Below are 19,188 nucleotides of genomic sequence, written 5' to 3'. Positions count from 1 at the left end.
TTCCTTGGGCTTCCGCCCGCGCGGCGCTGCGGTCAGGAACGGACGAGGCGGGCGATGGCATCCGACGCCTCTTTGACCTTGGCAGTGGGGTCGCCGGCACGTGCGGCATCGACGACGCAGTGGGCGAGGTGATCCTCGAGAAGGCCGACCGCGACGGCATGCAGGGCGCTCTTCGCGGCGGAGATCTGGGTGAGAACATCGATACAGTACGTATCCTCGTCGACCATCCGCTGCAGGCCACGGATCTGGCCCTCGATGCGGCGCAGGCGCCCGAGCAGAGCAGCCTTGTCGCCCGAGTAACCGTGCGGGCCGGGATGTTCGTCGCGGTCGGTGGTCATGCGGCCAGCATACCCCCCACCCGTATATACGTTGGCACCCCGCCCGCGTGGCTTTTGTGTGTTTTGTCTCGTTAAAGGACTTGTGTCCCTTACTGTGACCGCCCGAAGGATCATTGTCGCGTTGGCTCCGGGGCTGCTGCTGGCGGCCCTGGCCCCGGGAGCGGCCCACGCCGGCTCGCACCTCACGGGCCTGCCCACGGACCAGCTCTCTGCGATCAGCACGTCCGCCGACCGCTCTTGGACGGCAGATCTCCGGCTCGCTGCGGCCGCCCTCTCCGCTGGCCGTCCCCCGGCGGTCGGCCTCCCCGCCAACCGGCACCGCGCTGCTGATCCCCCCGCTAACCGGCACCCCGCAGCCGGGCTGACCGCCAACTGGCACCCCGCAACCGGGCTGACCGCCAACCGGCGCCCCACAGCCGGGCTTCCCGCCAACCGGCGCCCCGCAGCCGGGCTGGCCGCGGATCGGCCCACGGCGGCTGAGCTGGATGAGCACATCACGGCCGCAGCCCGGCAGCTTGAAGTGCTGGTGGAGCAATACAACGACGCGCGCGACGAGTTGACCACCACCGGCGTTCAGACCAGGCAGCTCGGATCGCGGCTCGTCCCGATGGTCGCGGACCTGGCCGAGCGACGGGAAGTGCTGAGCGGGCTGGCCTGGCGGACCTACCAGCGAACCCGCAGCGGCCCGACGATCGCCCTGTTCGGGGCTCGCGAGCCGCAGGACTTCGTGGCCAAGCTGCTGGTGCTGCACGAACTGGCGGCCGGGGAGCGGCGGGCGGTGGCCGAGCTGCGCGCGGCCAGGACCCGGGTGGACGAGACCCGGCGAACGCTGAACGCGCTGGCGGGCCGGCAGCGCCGGTTGCAGGTGCAACTGAGCACGAGGAAGGCCTCGGTGACAGGAGAGATCGAGGCGCTCAAACAGATGCGAATGTTGGCCTACGGCGGCGGCTCCCGGTATCTCGGTGGAGCGGATCTGCCGGTGCCGGAATATGTAGCCGGCCCGGCCGGGCGGGTGGTGGAGTTCGCGTTCAGGCAGGTGGGCAAGCCGTACCGGTGGGGAGCGGCAGGCCCGCACTCCTACGACTGCTCGGGCCTGGCCCTGGCGGCGTGGCAGCAAGCCGGGGTCGGGCTGCCTCACAACGCGGCCCGCCAGTACGGCTCGACGGTCCACGTCAACCGGGCCGACCTGCGCCCCGGTGATCTGGTGTTCTTCTATGGACCGATCAGCCACGTCGGCGTCTATATCGGCAACGGCAAGATGATCCACGCCCCCGAGTTCGGCGAAAACGTGCGGGTGGCGAGCATCGACGCCCAGCCGATCCACGGTTTCGGCCGCCCGGGGTAGTGCCACCGCCCGGGGTAGTGCCACCGCCCGGGGTAGTGCCACCGCCCCGCATCGCGTTCCGCCCGCATCGCGTTCCGCCCCACGTTGCATTCCGCCCCACATCGCGTTCCGCCCCGCGTCCCTCGCCGCTCCCGTCAGCCGGCCACCGCCAGGGCGAGGGGTAGGACGCCCGAGGCCCCGGCCTTGCGGAGCGCTCGTCCCGCCAGCACCATCGTCCAGCCGGAATCCGCCATGTCATCCACCAACAGGACCGGGCCTTGGATGTCCTGAAGGGACTGGGCGACCTCCGGGGGCACCGTGAAGGCGTCGTGCAGGGCCAGGACCCGCTGAGCGCTGTTGCCTCGAGGGCCGTTGTCGCCGGCGTGCGTGGAGGTCAGCGTCCCGAGCAGAGGCAACCGGCCCACCGCCGCGATGCGCTCCGCGAGGCTGTCCACCAACTTCGGACGGCGGTGAGAGCCCACCGACACGACCGCCGCCGGGCGCTGCGCCCAGGCGTCGGCGCCGTGCGCCCATCCCTTCAGGACCTCGACCACGGCGGCCATCATCTCGTCCGGGATCGGCGTGTCCTCCGCCTCCGGGCCCACCAGGGCGCGCAGCCGGCCGCCCCAGCCGAGATCCGACAGCCGGCCCACCGCGCGACCCGGCAGGATCTGCTCGCTCGGACCGATCTTGCCCTTCAGCGGGACGCCGACAGTGGCGAGGCCGGTGGGCCAGAGCTTCTTCGGCGAGATCTCCATGCCCGCGTGGCCGAGGAACGTCTGAGCCGCGGCCAGCGCCTCGGTCGACACGTCCGCGTCGAAGAGCGGCTCGGCGCAATTGTCACAACGGCCGCACCGCGTCGCCTCGGGATCGTCGAGGCAACGGCGCAGGAACTCCATCCGGCACGCCGTCGTCCCGGCATATTCGATCATGGTCTGCTGCTCTGCCGTCCTGGCCTCGGCGACCCGGCGCAGGCGCGCGGTGTCGTAGATCCACGGCTCGCCGGTGGCGAGCCAGCCGCCGCGGGTGCGTCGGACCGCACCGTCCACGTCGAGGACCTTGAGCATCAGCTCCAGCCGGGTCCGGCGGAGGTCGACGATCGGCTCCAGGCCCTGGGTCGACAGTGCACGGTCCGGCGACAGCGCGGCCAGCACCGCGCGCACCTGCTCCTCCGGCGGGAACGCGAGGGAGGCGAAGTAGCGCCAGATCGCGATGTCCTCCGGGCCCGGCAACAAGATCACCTCGGCGTGCTCCACAGCTCGGCCGGCGCGGCCGACCTGCTGGTAGTACGCGATCGGGGAGGGCGGCGCGCCGAGGTGCACGACGAAGCCGAGGTCTGGCTTGTCGAAGCCCATGCCCAGCGCCGAGGTCGCCACCAGCGCCTTGATCTTGTTATCCAACAGGTCCTGCTCGGCGGCGCGGCGAGCGGAGTCTTCGACCTGCCCCGTATATGACGCGACCGGGAAGCCGCGCGAGCGCAGGAACTCGGCGGTCTCCGTGGCGGCGGCGACCGTCAGGGTGTAGATGATGCCCGAGCCCGGCAGCCGGTCGAGATGGTCGGCGAGCCAGGCCAGCCGGTGTGCGGGGTTGGGCAGCTCCAGCGCCGCCAGCCGCAGCGAATCCCGCTCCAGCGAACCGCGCAGCACGAGCGCGTCACCGAGCTGCTCGGCGACATCGGCGGTCACCCGCGAATTCGCGGTGGCGGTGGTCGCGAGGACCGGCGTCAGGCCGGGCAGACCTGCCAGGAAGGTCCGCAGCCGCCGGTAGTCGGGGCGGAAGTCGTGACCCCAATCCGAGACGCAGTGAGCCTCGTCGACCACCAGCAGGCCGGTGCTGGAGGCGAGGCCGGGCAGCACGTTGTCGCGGAAGTCGGGGTTGTTGAGCCGCTCCGGGCTGATCAGGAGCACGTCGACCGCACCGGCCCGGATCTCGGCGGTGATCTCACCCCACTCGTCGAGGTTGGCGGAGTTGATCGTGCGGGCCCGGATGCCGGCCCGGGCGGCGGCCTCGACCTGGTTACGCATGAGGGCGAGCAGCGGCGAGACGATGACGGTCGGCCCCGCGGGCGGATCACCGGGCTCGGCGGTGATGCCGTCGCGAAGCAGCGCGGTGGCCACGAAATAGACCGCCGACTTGCCCCACCCGGTGCGTTGCACGCAGAGCACCCGCCGGCGATCGACGACGAGCGCCTCGATCGCCCGCCACTGATCCTCGCGGAGCACGGCATGCTCGCCGGCAAGCCGGCGCAACACCTCCTCGGCGCACTCGCGCACCGCCACCCGCTCGGCTTCGCTCACTGCTGACCTCGTCATCTCGACCACGCCAGCATGTCTACCAGCCGGCACCGACAAGACCCGGGTTATCCACAGGTTGGCCCGTGCCAGGCTCGCTATCCACAGGCTGGAAATCGCCCGCGCGACCGGCCGCCCCGTGCTGAGAGCATGAACGCATGCGAAACAGGCTGCGCAAGCTGCACTTCGAGGGCCGGGAGTTCACCTGGGCGGCCGACATCCGCGCCGCAACCGGCGCCGACGGCAGGCAGCGCCGGTTCATCAGGGTCCGCATCTGGGGCGCGGGCAAAAACAGCTGTGTGCTGCAAGCCGACATGACCGAGTTCCCGGTTCCCACCACGCCGGACGAAACGACATATGCCTACCCGAGCGCGGCCATAGTGTGTCGGCTTGTCGCCTCGGGCCTGGCCGGCGGGTGGGCGCCTGAGAAGGTCGGCGGGGTGTTCCGGGTCGGCTCCGCCACGGGGCCGGTCCTGCCCGGGCTCGCCTTGATCGATCTGCCCTGACTTTCGTTCCTTGACAACTTAATCGTCGGTGACAACGTAGGCGGCATGACGCAGACGATTGCGGAGAAGCTGCAGATCAAGCCGCACACCACGGTGTGGCTGTCGCACCCTGTGCACCTGCCGCTGCTGACTCCGATGCCGATGGGGGTGCGGGAATGCGCCGTGCTGGCGACGGCGAGCACCGCCGTGCTGTTCGCGGAGGACGCGGCAAGCGCGCGCAAGTTGCTCGAGAAGCACGTCGACGATCTCGCCAAGCCCGCGGCGTTCTGGATCGCCTATCCGAAGGGCAACAAGGCGGATATCAACCGCGACACGCTTTGGCCGATCGTGGCGGACTTCGACATGCGCCCGAACGGCCAGGTAGCGATCGACAGCCGGTGGTCAGCCCTGCGCTTCCGGCCGAACAGACCGGGAGAAGACCGTTTCACCGGCGGTGCGCAGTAGAACGAGCGGCGCTGACCAACGAGGTCGGCTGAGCCCACTCGCGGCGAAAACCCAGGCAAGTTCGCCATGGGCCACTCGCGGCGGAAGAACCAGGCCAGGCGGCGGAAGACCCAGGCCAGGCGGCGGAAGACCCAGGCGAGTTGGTTTGATTGAGTCCTCAGCGGCCCAGGACCGTGCCGCCGTTGACGTTGATGATCTGCCCGGTCACGAAGCTGCCGCCCGGGCCGACCAGCCAGCGCACCGACTCTGCGATGTCGTCCGGCACGCCTGCCCGCTTCACCAGCGTCGCCGCCACTCGCTGGGCGTGGCCTTCCTCGGTCATCCTGCCGTCGAAGAACTCGCTGTCCGTCACGTAGCCCGGCGCGATCACGTTCGCGGTGATGCCCTCGGTGCCGAGCCGGGTGGCCAGGTCCAGCGCATAGCCGTGCAGGGCTGCCTTGGCCGCCGAGTAGGGGCCGCCGCCACCGCGCTGGGCGGCGATCGAGCTGGTCAGGATGATCCGCCCGCCCGGCCGGCGCAGCAACGGCAGCAGGGCATCGGTGAGCAGCACCGCCGTCAGGACGTTCGAGTCGAGGTTCGCCCGCCAGTGCGCAGCCAAACCTTCCGGGGTGGAGTCGTCGCCGCCCAGGTAGGCGCCCGCGTTGTTGACCACCACGTCCACCGAGCGACCACCGACGGCCTCGAGCACCGCCGCGGTCTGGCCGGGAATCGCCAGGTCGGCGGTCACCGCCGTCGCCTGCGGGCCGATCCACTTCACCGCGTCGGCCAGCACCTCCGGGCGCCGCCCGACGATGATGACGTCGTAGCCCTCCCCCGCCAGCATCCCCGCCGTCGCCCGGCCGATCCCCGTACCGCCCCCACTGACCACCGCAAGCCTCGCCATGCCCCCGACTCTAGAGGAGGTGCCCGAGAGGAACGCGGGAAGCGCGAGGGCAGCAGGTCGGCACCCCGCATCTCACTGGATCAAGGCGTCAGCCAACGGAGAAACCAGTCGATGACCGCGCGGCTGCCTCCCGCTACCGCCGCGGCGATCGCCACGTGCGCCAGAGAGCGGTCCTGCGTGCCGGTCGTCGATTCCTTGCGCTGCGACTTGTTCTTCTCGAACATGCCGTTCCTCCTGCTCCCTTGTCGTGGCCGCGTTTCCACGGCTGCGACCAGCGTCGCCAGCACGGCCGGGGTCCGGCATCACCTCCGCACCGGTCCGGCCCATCAGGCAGCGCTGACCAGCGGGAACATCCCGTGCGACGGCGAGTCCGGACAGGTCCGGTGGCACTTCGGCGCGTGGCGGAGCGCCGCGGCCACGCGGCCGCCGCTCGGGGTTCCGGAATACCGCGGTCGCCAGTACCGCCACCACCGGCAGCGCCACCACTGCCGGCACCACCATCACTGCCGGCACCACCACCAGCACCGCCACCACCAGCACGACGATTGCCAGCAGCGCTGCCACGGCCAGCAGCGCTGCCACCACCAGCAACACCGCCACCACCAGCAGCGCCGGGATCGTGGTCGAGTGGGTGTCTGACGCCGTTGCGGAGGATGTCCTCGGCCTGCTGGATGGCACCTTCCTCGCTCAGCACGTGATAGAGCTCATGCCTGGCATAGGGCTCACCGGCGGTGATCGCGGCATACAGCTCGTGCATGGCCGCGCGAGCGCGGCCCTCGCGATGCAGTAGCCGTGCCAGTTCGATCCTGGCGAACGGCTTGCCTTCCCGCACGGCCTCGCGCCAGATCGTGATCGCGCCGTCAACCTCGCGCCTCGCCAGCAGGAGGTCGGCCAGCTTGCGGCGGGCCCCCGACACTCCCGCTTCGACGGCTTCGCGCCACAGTGCTTCCGCGTCGTCGTGGCGGTGGGTTGCCAGCAGCAGTGCGGTCAGTCTTTCCCTGGCGTGCGGGACGTCAGCCTCCAGTGCGGACCGCCACACCTGCACCGCCCGGTCGTATTCGCCGCGGTCGCTGAGCAGTTCAGCGGAGCGCAACCAGGCGGCCGCCGCACCGTCCCGGGCGGCCTCCTCCAGGTGGATCAGGGCTTCCTCTGCCTCGCCGGCGGAGATGAGCAGGTCGATGAGGCCGGCGTGGGCGTCGCGGTCGCCCGCCGCCGCGCTTCGTCGCAGGATGTCGACGGCTTCGTCGATTCTGTTCAGCCGGCAGAGGATCTCCGTGAGACCGTGCCGGGCGTTCACCTCGCCGGCGTCGTAGCCGGCGCGCCACACATCGACGGCGTCGTCGTTCCGGCCCTGCCGCTGGAGCAGCTCCGCGAGCCGGGATCGGGCGCCGGTGTTGCCGGCTTCGGCCGCCAGCCGGAACGTCCGCTCGACGGCGTCCGCCGGCAGCACCCCGTCTGCGACCGCGGCCAGCCATTCCACCGAGATCCGCTCGCCGTTGCGGACGGCCTCCTCGGTCACCTCCAGCGCCTCGTCGAAGCGCGCCTCCTCCTGCAGCATCCGGCACAGCCGGCGGCGAGCGAACGGGTCGCCGGCGTGCACGGACTCGCGGCACGTTGCCAGGGCCTGCTCGTAACGGTCGGTCCGGCGCAGGAGGTCCTCCAGCTGCTCGCCGGCCCCGGGCATCGACTCGGTGCGGCCCCAGCGCAGGACCCGCTCCAGCCCGTCGTGATCCGCCAGGACTTCGAGCAGCGAGGTGACGGTGGTCCACGACTCGGCGTCGCCCTCGGTGACCAGGGCGCCGATCCACAGTTCGACGGCTTCGTCCGTCCGGCCATGCTGGATGAGGTAGGCCGCCAGTGCGTGCCGCGCGTTGAACTCGCCCGCCTGCAGTCCTTCGCGCAGCACCTGGATCGCCTCATCGACCCGGCCGACCTGGTCGAGCAGGTGGACCAGGTCGGCCCGGGACTGCCAGTTTCCGCTTGCGGCCGAGTCGCGCAGCACCTTGACCGCCGTCTCGACGTCGCCGAGCCGGCGGAGCAGCTGTGCTCGGCGGTCCGGTGCGTCGAGGCGGGTCGAAACTTGCGCCCAGGCGTCGGCGGCCTCCTGCAGCCGTTCCGCCGACTCGTAGGCCTCGGCGAGGCGGGCCCACGCGGTCGACGAGACGTTCGGGCCGGCGGCCTTCCGGGCCTCGTCCACCTGTCCGGTGCGTACGAGCAGCTCGATCAGCGACTCGGTCGCCCGGCCGTCACCGGCTCGCGCCGCTTCCCGCCAGATCGTCTCGGCCTCCGCCGTCCGGCCCTCGCTCTCCAGCATGAACGCCAGCCGTTCCCTGGCCTGCGGAATGTCGTGCTCCTCGCCGAGTCGCCAGGCGGCGAGGATCTCGTGCTCGCGGCCCTGCTCCGACAGCAGGCTCACCAGGCGGTAGAGCGCCTCGACCGAGCCGGCCTGCACCGCCGCGTGGAAGAACTCGCGGGCGGGGTCCAGCATCGCCCGGTCGTACCCGGCCGAACCGACCGCGAGCAGTTCCCTGCCGTCGAAGGTGTTGGCAAGGCAGGCACGCCACAGGCCGGGCGGCGGAAGCTGGTGTTCCCGGCTGTGCAGGGCGTGATGGAGCAGGTAGTCCGCGACCCGGTAGCCGTCCACATACCCCATCTCCCGGCCGACCGGCCGAAGTGGAGCGGTGGCACCGTGCACCTGGGTTGTCGCGTACGCGATGGCCGCCTCGAACCAGCCCTGCGGCGCGCTCGCCCGAGCGGTCGACGACAGGTATCCCGGCACGGCGTCCCGCAGCAGCTCGCCCGACGGCTCCGGGACGCCCAGGAGGCGGGCGTCCACGGCGGCCGTGATCAACGCGTGGGCGTACGGCGAGGGCGCGTTCTCCCAGCACCGGACGAGCTCGGGCCCGGCGGCCAGCGTCTGCACGAGCCCGGCGTCGGATCTCAGAGCCGCCGCGATGCGCGGGTCGACCAGCGCGATCTCGCGTGCCCGCGCCACTTCCTCCGCCGACAGGCGGGATGGAACGTCGATCACGTGGGCCTGGCGCAGCAGCTCCCGCTCACGACGATAGGGATCAGCGTCGGTGAGCGCGGCGTGGGAGGCGAGCGCGACGTAGGACAGGTATCGCTCCGGCCAGAGCGTGCCGATGAGGAGCAGCCGGCAGCGGGCCCTCGACATCCGGCGCACGAGCGGCGCATCGAGCCCTTCCGCGATGAACCGCTGAATCTCGTCGGCCCAGATGACGGTGTCACCGAGCGGCGCCTCGGTGGCCGACTCGATGTCCGGCAGGGAATCCGGCTGCAGCAGCCGCCAGTCCGGCAGGACGTCCTTCACCGTCTCGTACGCCGACCTCGTCTTACCCACCGAGGAGCCGCCGACCAACAACACAAAACCGCCGGCTTCCCGCGCCGACAGCAGGACGCCGCGCAACCGCGAATCCCCATCACGCGGCACATACGCCGGCAAGCTGCTCGCGCCGTCCACCTGCAGGGAGCCGGCGTCCACCTGGATGGACGCGTGAATTCCGAGCTCGCGAGGACCCACCGTCTCGATGGTCGGCACCGCATCGCCCGGGTGACGCTCCGCGCGCGCCCTCGCCTCCAGCCACGGGGCCAGGTCCGGCCGCTTGACCCCGCACGCCAGCAGCAGCGCCGCGAGCGTCTCCTTGGTCGGCAGCGAACGGCCGGAGAAGGCATCACCGACCGTGCTCCTCGCCAGCCGAGTGGACGCCGAGACCCGAGACGCCGCGACGATCTGGGCGTAGGTGAGGCCCGCCCGCTTCCTGAGCTCACTCAGCGCCCGGTGAAGATCATCCGCCGTCCGGACTTCCGCCGGGCGCGGACTTTCCGGATCAGCCATGTGCTCGGCCTTCGCGGGTGAGGTGGGCCTTCACGGGTGAGACAGCCACGGTCAGGGTAGTCATCACGCCGTCGGCCGGTGCCGCCGGTCCGGTATCGGACTCGGCGTCGATCAATGTGCGAGATGATGCGCTCGAGATCGAAACCTGGAGGTGGTGGTGCGGGGTCGTTCACCGTGGCGGTATCCCGCGCGGATCGTTCCGGTCGCGTTCCTCGGCGCCATCGCCGTGGGCACCGCGCTGATGATGCTGCCCGCCGCGCGGGCCGAGCCGGGGCACGCGCCGTTCGTGACCGCGCTGTTCACCGCCACCAGCGCCGTCTGCGTCACCGGGCTGGCCGTGGTCGACACGCCGACCTACTGGTCCGGCTTCGGTGAGGTGCTGCTGACCGTGCTGTCGCAGATCGGCGGCTTCGGCATCATGACGCTCGCCACGCTGCTGAGCCTGCTCGTGTCGCGGCGGCTCGGGTTGCGCAGCCGGCTCATGGTGCAGGCGGAGAGCGCGGGGCTGCTCGGCGGCAACGTCGGTGGCGTGCTCATCCGGGTCGCGATCGTCATGTTCGCCTCCGAGGCCGCCATCAGCGTCGTGCTCACCCTGCGGTTCTGGCTGGCGTACGACTATCCGTTCGGCCGGGCCGTGTGGGAGGCCGTCTTCCACGCCGTGCAGGCCTTCAACAACGCCGGCTTCGCGCTCTACTCCGACAGCCTGGTGCGGTTCGTCGGCGACTGGTGGATCTGCGTGCCGCTGTCGCTGGGCGTGCTGGCCGGCTCGATCGGCTTCCCGGTCCTGTTCGAGCTGGCCCGGGAGTGGCGCACGCCCGGCTTCTGGTCGACCCACACGCGACTGACCGTGTGGGGCACGCTGTTGCTCAGCGTGATCGGCTTCCTGGTCTTCCTGTCGTTCGAGTGGAGCAATCCGCAGACCCTCGGCCCGCTCGGCACGCCGAGCAAGATACTGGCCGCCTTCACCCAGGACGTGATGACTCGCTCGGGCGGCTTCAACAGCATCAACCTCGGCGGGATGAACACCGAGACGATCGCCGTCACGAACGTGATGATGTTCATCGGCGGCGGCAGCGCGAGCACCGCCGGCGGCATCAAGGTGACCACGTTCCTGCTGCTCGCGTACGTGATCTGGGCCGAGATCCGGGGCGAGCCGGACGTGGTGATCCGCAAGCGCCGGATCGCCGAGGAGACGCAGCGGCAGGCCATCACCGTCGCGCTGCTCGGGGTCGCCCTGGTCGCCGCGGGCACGATCGGGCTGATCGGGCTGACCGACGACATCCCGTTCGACCGGGCGCTGTTCGAGGTGACCTCGGCGTTCGCCACGGTCGGGCTCAGCACCGGCATCACGCCGACCCTGCCGCCGTCCGCGCAGGTCGTGCTCGTCATCCTGATGTATGTCGGCCGCGTCGGTACGATCGCCGTGGGAACGGCGATCGCGCTGAACACCCGCCGCCGGCTCTACCGCTACCCGGAGGAGCGACCCCTCGTTGGCTGACAAGAAGCCCACCGCGAGCCCGGACAACGTCGTTGTCGTCGGGCTGGGCCGCTTCGGCGGCCAGGTCGCCGCGTCGCTGGTCAACCTCGGCCACGAGGTGCTGGGCATCGACACCGACCCGCACATCGTGCAGGACTGGTCCGACCGGCTCACCCACGTCGCGGAGGCCGACGCCACCGACACCGAGGCGATGCACCAGCTCGGGGTGCGGGATTTCGCCCGGGCGGTGGTCGGCATCGGCACGAATCTCGAGGCCAGCGTGCTGACCGTGCTGACGCTGGCGGAGATCGGCGTGCCGGAGATCTGGGCCAAGGCGATCAGCGTCAAGCACGGCAAGATCCTGTCCTCGGTCGGCGCCGGGCACGTGATCTACCCGGAGGCGGAGATGGGTGAGCGGGTCGCGCACCTGATCACCGGCCAGATGCTGGACTACATCGAGTTCGACGATGGCTTCGCCATCGCCAAGGTCCGGGCGCCGAAGGAAGCGGTCGGCCGCACGCTCGCCGACATCGGGCTGCGCAGCAAGTGGGGCGTGACGGTGGTCGGCACCAAGCTGCCCGGCGAGGACTTCACGTACGCCCGCCCGGAAACGGTCGTGCCGCGGGGCTGCATCCTGATCGTGGCCGGCGACACCTCCAAGGTGGAGCAGTTCGCGGCGGTGACCTGACAGAGCGGCCGCGACCTGCCAGAGCAGCCGCGACCTGCCAGAGCAGCCGGGACCTGCCAGAGCAGCCGCGATCTGACAGAGCGGCCGGGACCTGATCGTCAGACCGTGACGGAGAAGCCCGGCTTCTTCTCGGGTGCCTTGGCCGGGGGCGGGCTGCTGCTCGCCGGGGACGGCGGCGTCGAGGCCGGCGCCTTCCTGTCCTTCTTCCGCGACGCCGGCTTCTTCTGCGGCTCCGACGACGGTGTTCCGGCGGACAGATCCGCCGCGGTGGCCGCCCCGCCCACCGCGCCGAGCACCTCGGCCTGGCAGGCATAGCCGTTCAGGGTGAACGTCACCGGCAACGGATTGCTGACCCGGTAGCTGCCGCTGAGCGTCACGCTGGCGGACCGGCCCGGCCGCAGTTTCGCGCCGTCCTTGGCGCGCAGCACCAGCTTGCGGCCCCGCTGGGTGAGCCGCTTCGGCGCGTCGGTGACCCGCTGGCCGCCCGCGAAGGCGAACTCCAGCGCCCACCCCGAGAGCGCGTGCTCGCCGGTGTTGACCACAGTGAGCTGGGCGCCGAAGTCCGTGCCGGAGTCGCGCCGCACGCGGTAGCGGACCTTGCACCCCGTACCGTGCGGCTCGACCGCGCCGGGGCGCGCGCCGGCCGCGGCGGCCTGCGCGGTGCCGACGTCGACCGGCTCGCGGGTCGAGGACCAGACGATGCCGACCGTCGCGGCCAGGATGATGGTGGCGACGCCGGCCTGGAGCCGATTCCGCCCGGCGAGGACGGCGTCGCCGAGCCGGCCGCCGGGGACCAGGTCGCGCAGCAGCCCACCGGCGCGGAACAGCCCGCCGCCGAGCGGTTGCGGGCCGCCGAGCCGCAGGGCCCGGCCGAGCCGCAGGCCGGCGCGCACCCGCGGACCGGGTGCGCGGGCCGGCCGTGGCACCGGATGCGGCGACGGGCGCGGACCGGGAACGGGGACACCGACCGGCGGGATGATCGGCTGAAGCCCGACCAGCGCGGCCAGCGTCGCGGCGACCCCGGCCGCGCTGGGCCGGTCCTCGGGCCGCTTGGCCAGGCAGCGCAGGCAGAGTCCGGGGATCTGGGTGGGCATGCCGGGCAGCTCGGGTACGGGCGCGGGATCGGCGAACAGGTGCGCCCGCAACGCCTGCGTGGTGTTGCCGGCCGGCCACGGCAGCCGCCCGGTCAGCATGCGATAGAGCAGCACGCCGAGGGCGTACACGTCGGCGGCGGGCGCGACCTGGCCGCCGCCGAGCCGTTCCGGGGCCAGGTAGGCCGGGGTGCCCAGCAGGCTGCCGTCCGGCGCCGAGTCCCGCTGCCCGACCAGCGCCGAGATGCCGAAGTCGACGACCTTGGCCCCGGCGCCGGTGAGCATCACGTTCGCCGGCGTGACGTCGCGGTGCACCACGCCGCGGGCGTGCGCGGTGGCCAGCGCCGAGGCCACCTCCGCCGCGATGACCACCGCGTCGCGCCAGGGCAACGGGCCCCGGCGGCTGAGCCGCGCGGCGACCGACTCGCCGTCGTTGAGCTCCATCACCACGTACGGGACCGTGCGGTGCTCGTCCAGCGGGGATTCCCCGAAGTCGAAGATGCCGGTGATGTGCGGATGGCACAGCCGGGCGGCGGCCAGCGCCTCCTGGCGCAGCCGGTCGCGGAACGTGGCGTCGTCGGCGAGCCGCGGCGACAGCACCTTGACGGCGACGGCCCGGCCCAGCACCTGATCGTGGCCGCGCCAGACAACGGACATGCCGCCGGTGCCGAGCCGTTCGATCAGGCGGTACCGGTCGCCGACGAGGCCGCCCTGTCCCCCGGTCGCCAGCCAACCCATGTGCCGATTGTTGCCCCCGGGGCGCCCCGCTCACCGCGGGTCCGGGAAATCACCCGGAATATCGCCGGGATCACCCGGCCAGCAGCTGGTCCACCGGCGCGTAGTCGTCGGTGAGCACCCTGGCGTCGTCGATGAAGTCCGTCAGCCGCTGGCCGGAGACGAGCTGCACCGGCTCGTCGACCAGGTCGAGGTGGCTGCGGAGCTCGTCCAGGGCCAGCGGCGACTTCGACGCCACGATGACGAAGTTCGACCCGCTGCCACCGTCGAGGGCGGCCTGCGGCGCGACCAGCGCCACGTGCGGGAAGACGTCGGCCACCGTGGCCAGCTCGGCGCGGATGAATCGGTTCGGCGGGTAGTCGATGACGTTCTGGGCGTAGATGCCGCCGGTGCGCAGCACGCGGGCGATGTCGGCGGCCATCTCCCGGGTGGCGAGGTGCCACGGGACCACCAGGTGACCGAAGGCGTCGCCGACCACCAGGTCGTACGAATCGGTCCGCTGTTGGGAGAGCCCGACCCGGGCGTCGCCGACCCGGACCCTCAGGTCCGGACCGGTCCGCAGGCCCAGTTCCCGCTTGTCGAGGTCGACCAGGCCGCCGTCGAGCTCCAGGACCAGCTGGTCGCTGCCGGGCCGGGTCTGCGCCACGTACTCGGGGACGGTGAAGCCGCCGCCGCCGAGGTGCAGCGCGGCGATCGGGGCGCCGCCGGCGCCGTTGACGTCGACCACGGCGCCGATCCACTGCACGTACGCGAACTCGAGGTGGGTGGGGTCGTTCAGGTCGACGTACGAGTGCCGCGCCGAGTTGAGGATCAGCGTCCGCCCACCGGCCCTGCTGGGATCGGCGTCCACCCGCGCGCAGTGGTAGGCGGTCTCGATGTCGCACGGGGTCGGCGCCGTGGCGCCCAGCCCGGCACCGAACAGCCCGATGATGACCACGGCGGCCCGGGTGCGCGGCTTGCCGGGCAGCTTGAGCCCGGGATCCTTGCGGTGCAGCCACCAGCCGAGCCCGAAGCCGGCGACGGCCAGCAGCGCGGCCAGGGTCAGCACGATCCAGCTGCTGGGCATCGCGGCCACGAAGACGAAGCCGGTGCCCAGCGTCGCGGTGATCGCGCCGAGGGTGCCGAAGCTGGACAGCCGGCCCACCACCTCGCCGGTCCGGCGCAGGTCGCCGAGCTGCAGCTTCACGGTCAGCGGCGTGATCGAGGCGAGCAGGAACGCGGGCAGGAAGACGGCCAGGGCGGCGAGCAGCAGCACGGCCGGGGCCGACCCGCCGCGCAGCACCTCCCCGCCCCAGCGGACCAGGGGCAGGGTGATCGCGGTGAAGATCGCGGCGAGCAGCAGGGCCGGGGCGAGCAGCAGCCGCGGGTCGTACCTGTCGGCGAGCCGGCCGCCGAGCCAGGTGCCGTAGGCGATGGCGGCCAGCGAGATGCCGATGACCGAGCTGCTGACCTGCAGGGTCACCCCGACGTACGGACCGACGAGCCGCAGCGCCACGATCTCCAGGACCAGCACCGCGCCGCTGGCGAAGAACACCAGCGCGGTGGCCAGTCCGGAGGGCAGGGCACGGGGTGGGGAGGTCTCCATCGCGCGGATGCTACCGGCGCGCCCCTGTCAGAGAACTGACAGGTGCACGTGGTTGGTGTGGGTGGCGGCCGGCCCGCCGGAGCCGCCGTAGGACTTCCACCCGGTGCCCGGATGCCAGATCTGCCGGTACCAGATCACGTACATCACGCCGAGGCGCGACGCGTTCTTGACGTAGTACGCGGCCAGGTTGTTGCCGTAGGTGCGATCGCCACCGGAGGCGTTGACGTTCTCGAAACCACCGGAGGCCGCGGCGAAGTCGCAGGCCCGGCCCTTCGGGTGCTCGCCGGAGGACCGCTTGCTGAAGCAGGCCGTGTACCGCTTGAAGCCGGCCGCGCGGGCCTGTTGGTAGGCGTGCAGCGTCCGGGGCGTGATGCACCCGTCGCCCTCGGACGGGTCGTCGACCGTGCAGGATTCCTTGGGCCAGGAGCCGTCGGAGTTGCGCGGGGCCGGCTTGGCCAGCGGCGAGTTGGCGTTGATGAAGCCGCCGGCCGCCGCACCGCCACCGGAGGCGGCCAGCGCCTGCTCGGCCTCCACCTTCTTCTTGGCCATGATGGTGACCTGCTTCTTCTGCTGCTTGATCTCCCGGTCGATGCCCAGCTTGGCCTGCTCGGCCGCGACCACCGCCTCGCGATATCCGGCCAGCGTCTTGCCGTCGACCCGGGCCATCTGGTCCAGCCGCATGGCGCGCTCCATGAACGCGTCCGGCGAGGCGCTGTTGAGCAGCATGGTCATCGTGGTGAAGCGACCCTGCCGGTAGGAACGGTTGGCGACCTCGCCGACCCGGCCCTGCAGTGCCGTGCTCTTCTGCTTCGCCCGAGCCAACTGGACGGTCAGCAGCTTCTGCCGCTTCTTGGAATTCTCAAGATCGTTCTTGGCTTCGACGTGGCCCTTGGCAGCGGACTCGAGCGCCGCCCGCAGGGTCTTCGAACCGCCCTCGTCGTCCGGCGCCGCCTGCGCGGCGGGGGCGGCGACGAGCAGCATCGCCAGCGCAACAAGGAGCGCCAGGACAGGCTGAAGCCGGCGTAGGAGAGTCGCCGCCACGGTCTACCTCCCGAGTCGTGAGCGCGGTGACTCTACCGCGCCGCACGTCAGAACGGCACCGTGATCACGTCGACGAATATCCACCGTCGACGAAGAGTGTTTGCCCGGTCACGGCAGCGCTAGCGACACTTGCCAGAAATACCGCACATCCGGCGAAATCGCTCGGCACCCCGTTGCGGCCGATCATCGTGCGTCGGGCATGGACCGCGACCTTCTCCGGATCGGCGAAGACCGGCTCGGTCAGCGGCGTGTGCACCACCCCGGGCGCGACCGCGTTGCAGCAGACGCCACGCGCCGACCACGCCTCCGCCTGGGACCGGGTCAGGGCCACCAGACCGGCCTTCGAGACGCCGTAGGCGCCGCTGTTGCCGTACGCGCGGAAGGCCTGCTGGGAGACGACGTTGACGATCCGGCCCCAGCCCCGCGCCGCCATCGCCGGCCCGAACCGCTGACCGAGCAGGAAGGGCGCGGTCAGGTTGGCCGCCAGCGTGACGTCCCAGTCGTCGTCGGTCAGCTCGTCCAGCGGCGGGCGCCGATTCACCGCCGCCGCGTTCACCAGGATGTCCGGCTCGCCGTACCGGGAGACGATCGTGTCGCTCGCGGCCGCGAGCGCGGCCCGGTCGCCGAGGTCCGCCGGCACCGCGTCGGCCCGAACGCCGTCGGCGGTCAACTCGCGAACCGTGTCGGCCAGCGGCTCCGGCCGCCGCGCGACCAGCACGACGCGCGCGCCGGCGCGGCCGAGCGCACCGGCCATCGCACGGCCGATCCCGGAACTGCCGCCGGTCACGACCGCGGTCCGGCCGGCCAGACCGAAAAGCTCAGACAGATATGCGGACATGGGAGCACCCTAATATCCGCTACATGGCGTTCACCGAGGCATTTCCCGTCATCACGGTCCCGGACCTGCCTACCGCCGTCGCCTTCTACCGCGACGCGCTCGGCTTCACCGAGCACTACCGCTTCCCCGCCGAGGGCGACCCGGTCTTCGTGACCCTGCGGCTCGGCACCAGCGAGCTGGGAATCGGCGCCGACGCGACGGCCGGCTACGAGCTGTGCGTCTACGCCGACGACTGCGACGAGGCGGTGGCCACGCTCCGGGAAGCCGGCGGGAAGATCGTGGCGGAACCCGCCGACCAGCCCTGGGGCGAGCGACTGGCCCGGGTCGTCGACCCCGCCGGCCACCGGCTCATGGTGCTGACCAGGCTCTAACCCATTCCCGGTACGGCGCAACGGGTCGGCAACCGCAGTACCACCACCACGGCGCAGGGGGGCGACCTTCGACGTCGGTCACCGAAGTGCGGCGCCGCCGGGCGGAAGTCGAGGGCACGCTCCACAGAGCACCCAGCCGGGGCGCCCGAGGGGCCGAGAGCTGCTAGGCGAAGAGGGCGGCGTGGGCTGTCTTCCAGATCTCCTCGTTCGCGGCGACCAGGAGGCCCAGGTCCGAGTCGGTCGGCCGGTACGGCGAGCCGTCCAGGTGCAGGACCGTGCCGCCGGCCTCCCGGACGATCAGCGAGCCTGGCACGTGGTCCCAGGGCAGGATCCGCCAGAAGGTCGCGAACTGCTGCTCGTCGAAGACGACCGCCGGATATTCGTAGCCCGCGCAGTGCTGACCGCTGGTCACCGCGCCCAGGGTGTGCAGCCGCGAGTCGATCCGCTCGCGCAGGTCAGCCGGGAAGTAGTTGCGCGACAGCGATCCGGCCAGCCCGGACGCGCCCGGGTCGTCGGTGCGGGTCTTGACCCGCAGCCCGTCGACGAATGCGCCGCTGCCCGCCTCGGCGACCGTCATCCGGTCGGCCACCACGTCGAGGATCCACCCCGCGGCCGGCTCGCCGTCGCGCAGCAGCGCGACCATCACGGCGAACGGGGTCTTGCCGGCGGCGAAGTTGTTGGTGCCGTCGACCGGGTCGACGATCCAGACCGTGCCGGAGTCTCCGACCCGGCCCAGCACGCCCGGGTCGGCCGCCACCGCCTCCTCGCCGACGACCTGCGAGCCGGGCAGCAGCGCGACCAGGCCGGCGGTCAGCGCCCGCTCGGCCTCCTGGTCGGCGATGGTGACCAGGTCGCCGGGCGACTTCTGGTGGATCTCGGAGTCGCTCAGGTGCCGCCACCGGGGCAGCACGATGGTCTGCGCCACCTCCCGGACCAGGGCGGTGACCTCGTCGATCAGATCGTCACGCACGCGGCGGCAACTTTACGACGCTGACGAAGAACTCGTCTATCTGCCGGATGACCGCGATGAACCGATCGAAGTCGACCGGCTTGGTCACGTAGGCGTTCGCGTGCAGCTGGTAGCTGCGCAGGATGTCCTCGTCGGCGGCCGAGGTGGTCAGCACCACCACCGGGATGCGGCACAGCTCGTCGTCCTTCTTGATCTCCTCGAGCACCTCCCGGCCGTCGCGGCGGGGCAGGTTGAGGTCGAGCAGGATCAGGTCGGGCCGCACCGCATCGGAATACGCGCCCTCGCGGCGCAGGTAGGCCAGCGCCTCGGCGCCGTCGGACACCACGGTCAGCCGGTTGCGGACCTTGTGCTCCTCGAACGCCTCCTGCGTCATGAGCACGTCGCCCGGGTCGTCCTCGACGAGCAGCACCTCGATGGGTGTGCCGTCCTGTCGAACCGCACCGGTCATGCCGAGCCTCCTTTGGCGCGTTCGCCTGGTGTCATGCCACGACCTCGTCCTGTTTCCGTGGCTCCGCCACCGGCACGCCGGCCAGCAGGGGCAACGTGAAATAGATCGACGTGCCCTCGGCGACGTCCAGGTCGAGCCAGATCCGCCCGCCATGGTATTCGACGATCTTCTTCACGATCGCCAGCCCGATGCCGGTGCCCTCGTACGCGTCCCGCGCGTGCAGCCGCTGGAAGATCACGAAGACCTTGTCGGCGAACTCGGCCTCGATGCCGATGCCGTTGTCCCGGACGTTGAGCTGCCAT

17 protein-coding genes are annotated in these 19,188 nt (G+C 71.4%); 6 read left to right on the top strand and 11 right to left on the bottom strand.

Annotated features, from left to right (window positions below; translation table 11 throughout):
- Positions 1–32 precede the first annotated feature (32 nt).
- Complete coding sequence (locus DMB66_RS29075) at positions 33–338, bottom strand: metal-sensitive transcriptional regulator (RefSeq protein WP_125807307.1); 306 nt, start codon at positions 336–338, stop codon at positions 33–35.
- Positions 339–459: 121 nt separating this feature from the next.
- Between DMB66_RS29075 and DMB66_RS29070 the strand changes: the two genes are divergently transcribed.
- Complete coding sequence (locus DMB66_RS29070) at positions 460–1,683, top strand: NlpC/P60 family protein (RefSeq protein ID WP_125807306.1); 1,224 nt, start codon at positions 460–462, stop codon at positions 1,681–1,683.
- Positions 1,684–1,817: 134 nt separating this feature from the next.
- Here the strand turns inward: DMB66_RS29070 and DMB66_RS29065 are convergent, their stop codons facing one another.
- Positions 1,818–3,974 (bottom strand): RecQ family ATP-dependent DNA helicase, encoded by a 2,157-nt coding sequence (locus tag DMB66_RS29065; protein WP_199752672.1) that lies wholly within the window; start codon positions 3,972–3,974, stop codon positions 1,818–1,820.
- Positions 3,975–4,111: 137 nt separating this feature from the next.
- Between DMB66_RS29065 and DMB66_RS29060 the strand changes: the two genes are divergently transcribed.
- Both DMB66_RS29060 and DMB66_RS29055 read left to right on the top strand, forming a co-directional pair.
- On the top strand, positions 4,112–4,459 hold the full coding sequence (locus DMB66_RS29060) for a hypothetical protein (protein ID WP_125807305.1): 348 nt from the start codon (positions 4,112–4,114) through the stop codon (positions 4,457–4,459).
- 45 nt (positions 4,460–4,504) lie between these two features.
- The gene (locus DMB66_RS29055; protein ID WP_125807304.1) at positions 4,505–4,903 is read left to right on the top strand and encodes a hypothetical protein; all 399 of its coding nucleotides are present in this window, start codon (positions 4,505–4,507) and stop codon (positions 4,901–4,903) included.
- A 157-nt stretch (positions 4,904–5,060) separates the two neighbouring features.
- On the opposite strand, the gene DMB66_RS29050 is transcribed toward DMB66_RS29055, so the two are convergent.
- Together DMB66_RS29050 and DMB66_RS29045 are read right to left on the bottom strand one after the other, a co-directional pair.
- On the bottom strand, positions 5,061–5,786 hold the full coding sequence (locus DMB66_RS29050) for an SDR family NAD(P)-dependent oxidoreductase (protein ID WP_125807303.1): 726 nt from the start codon (positions 5,784–5,786) through the stop codon (positions 5,061–5,063).
- Positions 5,787–5,919: 133 nt separating this feature from the next.
- Entirely contained in the window at positions 5,920–9,642 is a 3,723-nt protein-coding gene (locus DMB66_RS29045; protein WP_125807302.1) for a tetratricopeptide repeat protein, read from the bottom strand.
- A 241-nt stretch (positions 9,643–9,883) separates the two neighbouring features.
- Between DMB66_RS29045 and DMB66_RS29040 the strand changes: the two genes are divergently transcribed.
- The gene (locus DMB66_RS29040; RefSeq protein ID WP_233624912.1) at positions 9,884–11,140 is read left to right on the top strand and encodes a TrkH family potassium uptake protein; all 1,257 of its coding nucleotides are present in this window, start codon (positions 9,884–9,886) and stop codon (positions 11,138–11,140) included.
- Positions 11,133–11,807 (top strand): TrkA family potassium uptake protein, encoded by a 675-nt coding sequence (locus DMB66_RS29035; RefSeq protein WP_125807300.1) that lies wholly within the window; start codon positions 11,133–11,135, stop codon positions 11,805–11,807. Before DMB66_RS29040 ends, DMB66_RS29035 begins: the two co-directional genes overlap by 8 nt.
- A gap of 98 nt (positions 11,808–11,905) precedes the next feature.
- On the opposite strand, the gene DMB66_RS29030 is transcribed toward DMB66_RS29035, so the two are convergent.
- The 4 genes from DMB66_RS29030 to DMB66_RS29015 form a co-directional block, all read right to left on the bottom strand.
- Positions 11,906–13,636 (bottom strand): serine/threonine-protein kinase, encoded by a 1,731-nt coding sequence (locus DMB66_RS29030; RefSeq protein ID WP_125807299.1) that lies wholly within the window; start codon positions 13,634–13,636, stop codon positions 11,906–11,908.
- A 70-nt stretch (positions 13,637–13,706) separates the two neighbouring features.
- Positions 13,707–15,218: a fused MFS/spermidine synthase gene (locus DMB66_RS29025; RefSeq protein ID WP_125807298.1), complete on the bottom strand. Its 1,512-nt coding sequence runs from the start codon at positions 15,216–15,218 to the stop codon at positions 13,707–13,709.
- 27 nt (positions 15,219–15,245) lie between these two features.
- The gene (locus tag DMB66_RS29020; protein WP_125807297.1) at positions 15,246–16,259 is read right to left on the bottom strand and encodes a hypothetical protein; all 1,014 of its coding nucleotides are present in this window, start codon (positions 16,257–16,259) and stop codon (positions 15,246–15,248) included.
- A 64-nt stretch (positions 16,260–16,323) separates the two neighbouring features.
- Positions 16,324–17,097: an SDR family NAD(P)-dependent oxidoreductase gene (locus DMB66_RS29015; protein ID WP_125807296.1), complete on the bottom strand. Its 774-nt coding sequence runs from the start codon at positions 17,095–17,097 to the stop codon at positions 16,324–16,326.
- A gap of 23 nt (positions 17,098–17,120) precedes the next feature.
- Here DMB66_RS29015 and DMB66_RS29010 point away from each other — a divergent pair, with 23 nt between their 5' ends.
- Positions 17,121–17,468, top strand: a complete 348-nt coding sequence (locus tag DMB66_RS29010) for a glyoxalase/bleomycin resistance/extradiol dioxygenase family protein (RefSeq protein ID WP_125807295.1) — start codon at positions 17,121–17,123, stop codon at positions 17,466–17,468.
- 163 nt (positions 17,469–17,631) lie between these two features.
- Here the strand turns inward: DMB66_RS29010 and DMB66_RS29005 are convergent, their stop codons facing one another.
- The 3 genes from DMB66_RS29005 to DMB66_RS28995 form a co-directional block, all read right to left on the bottom strand.
- A complete protein-coding gene (locus DMB66_RS29005) occupies positions 17,632–18,438 on the bottom strand; it encodes an inositol monophosphatase family protein (RefSeq protein ID WP_125807294.1) in 807 nt (268 codons plus the stop codon).
- Positions 18,431–18,886: a response regulator gene (locus DMB66_RS29000; RefSeq protein WP_125807293.1), complete on the bottom strand. Its 456-nt coding sequence runs from the start codon at positions 18,884–18,886 to the stop codon at positions 18,431–18,433. Before DMB66_RS29000 ends, DMB66_RS29005 begins: the two co-directional genes overlap by 8 nt.
- Before the next feature lie 31 nt (positions 18,887–18,917).
- Positions 18,918–19,188 (bottom strand): ATP-binding protein (locus DMB66_RS28995; RefSeq protein ID WP_233624909.1); only part of this gene is annotated, 271 nt, incomplete at its 5' end.

This window comes from Actinoplanes sp. ATCC 53533, assembly GCF_003947245.1.
The sequence above is the reverse complement of the archived record's forward strand: the minus strand, read 5'-3'. Positions and strand labels throughout refer to the sequence as shown.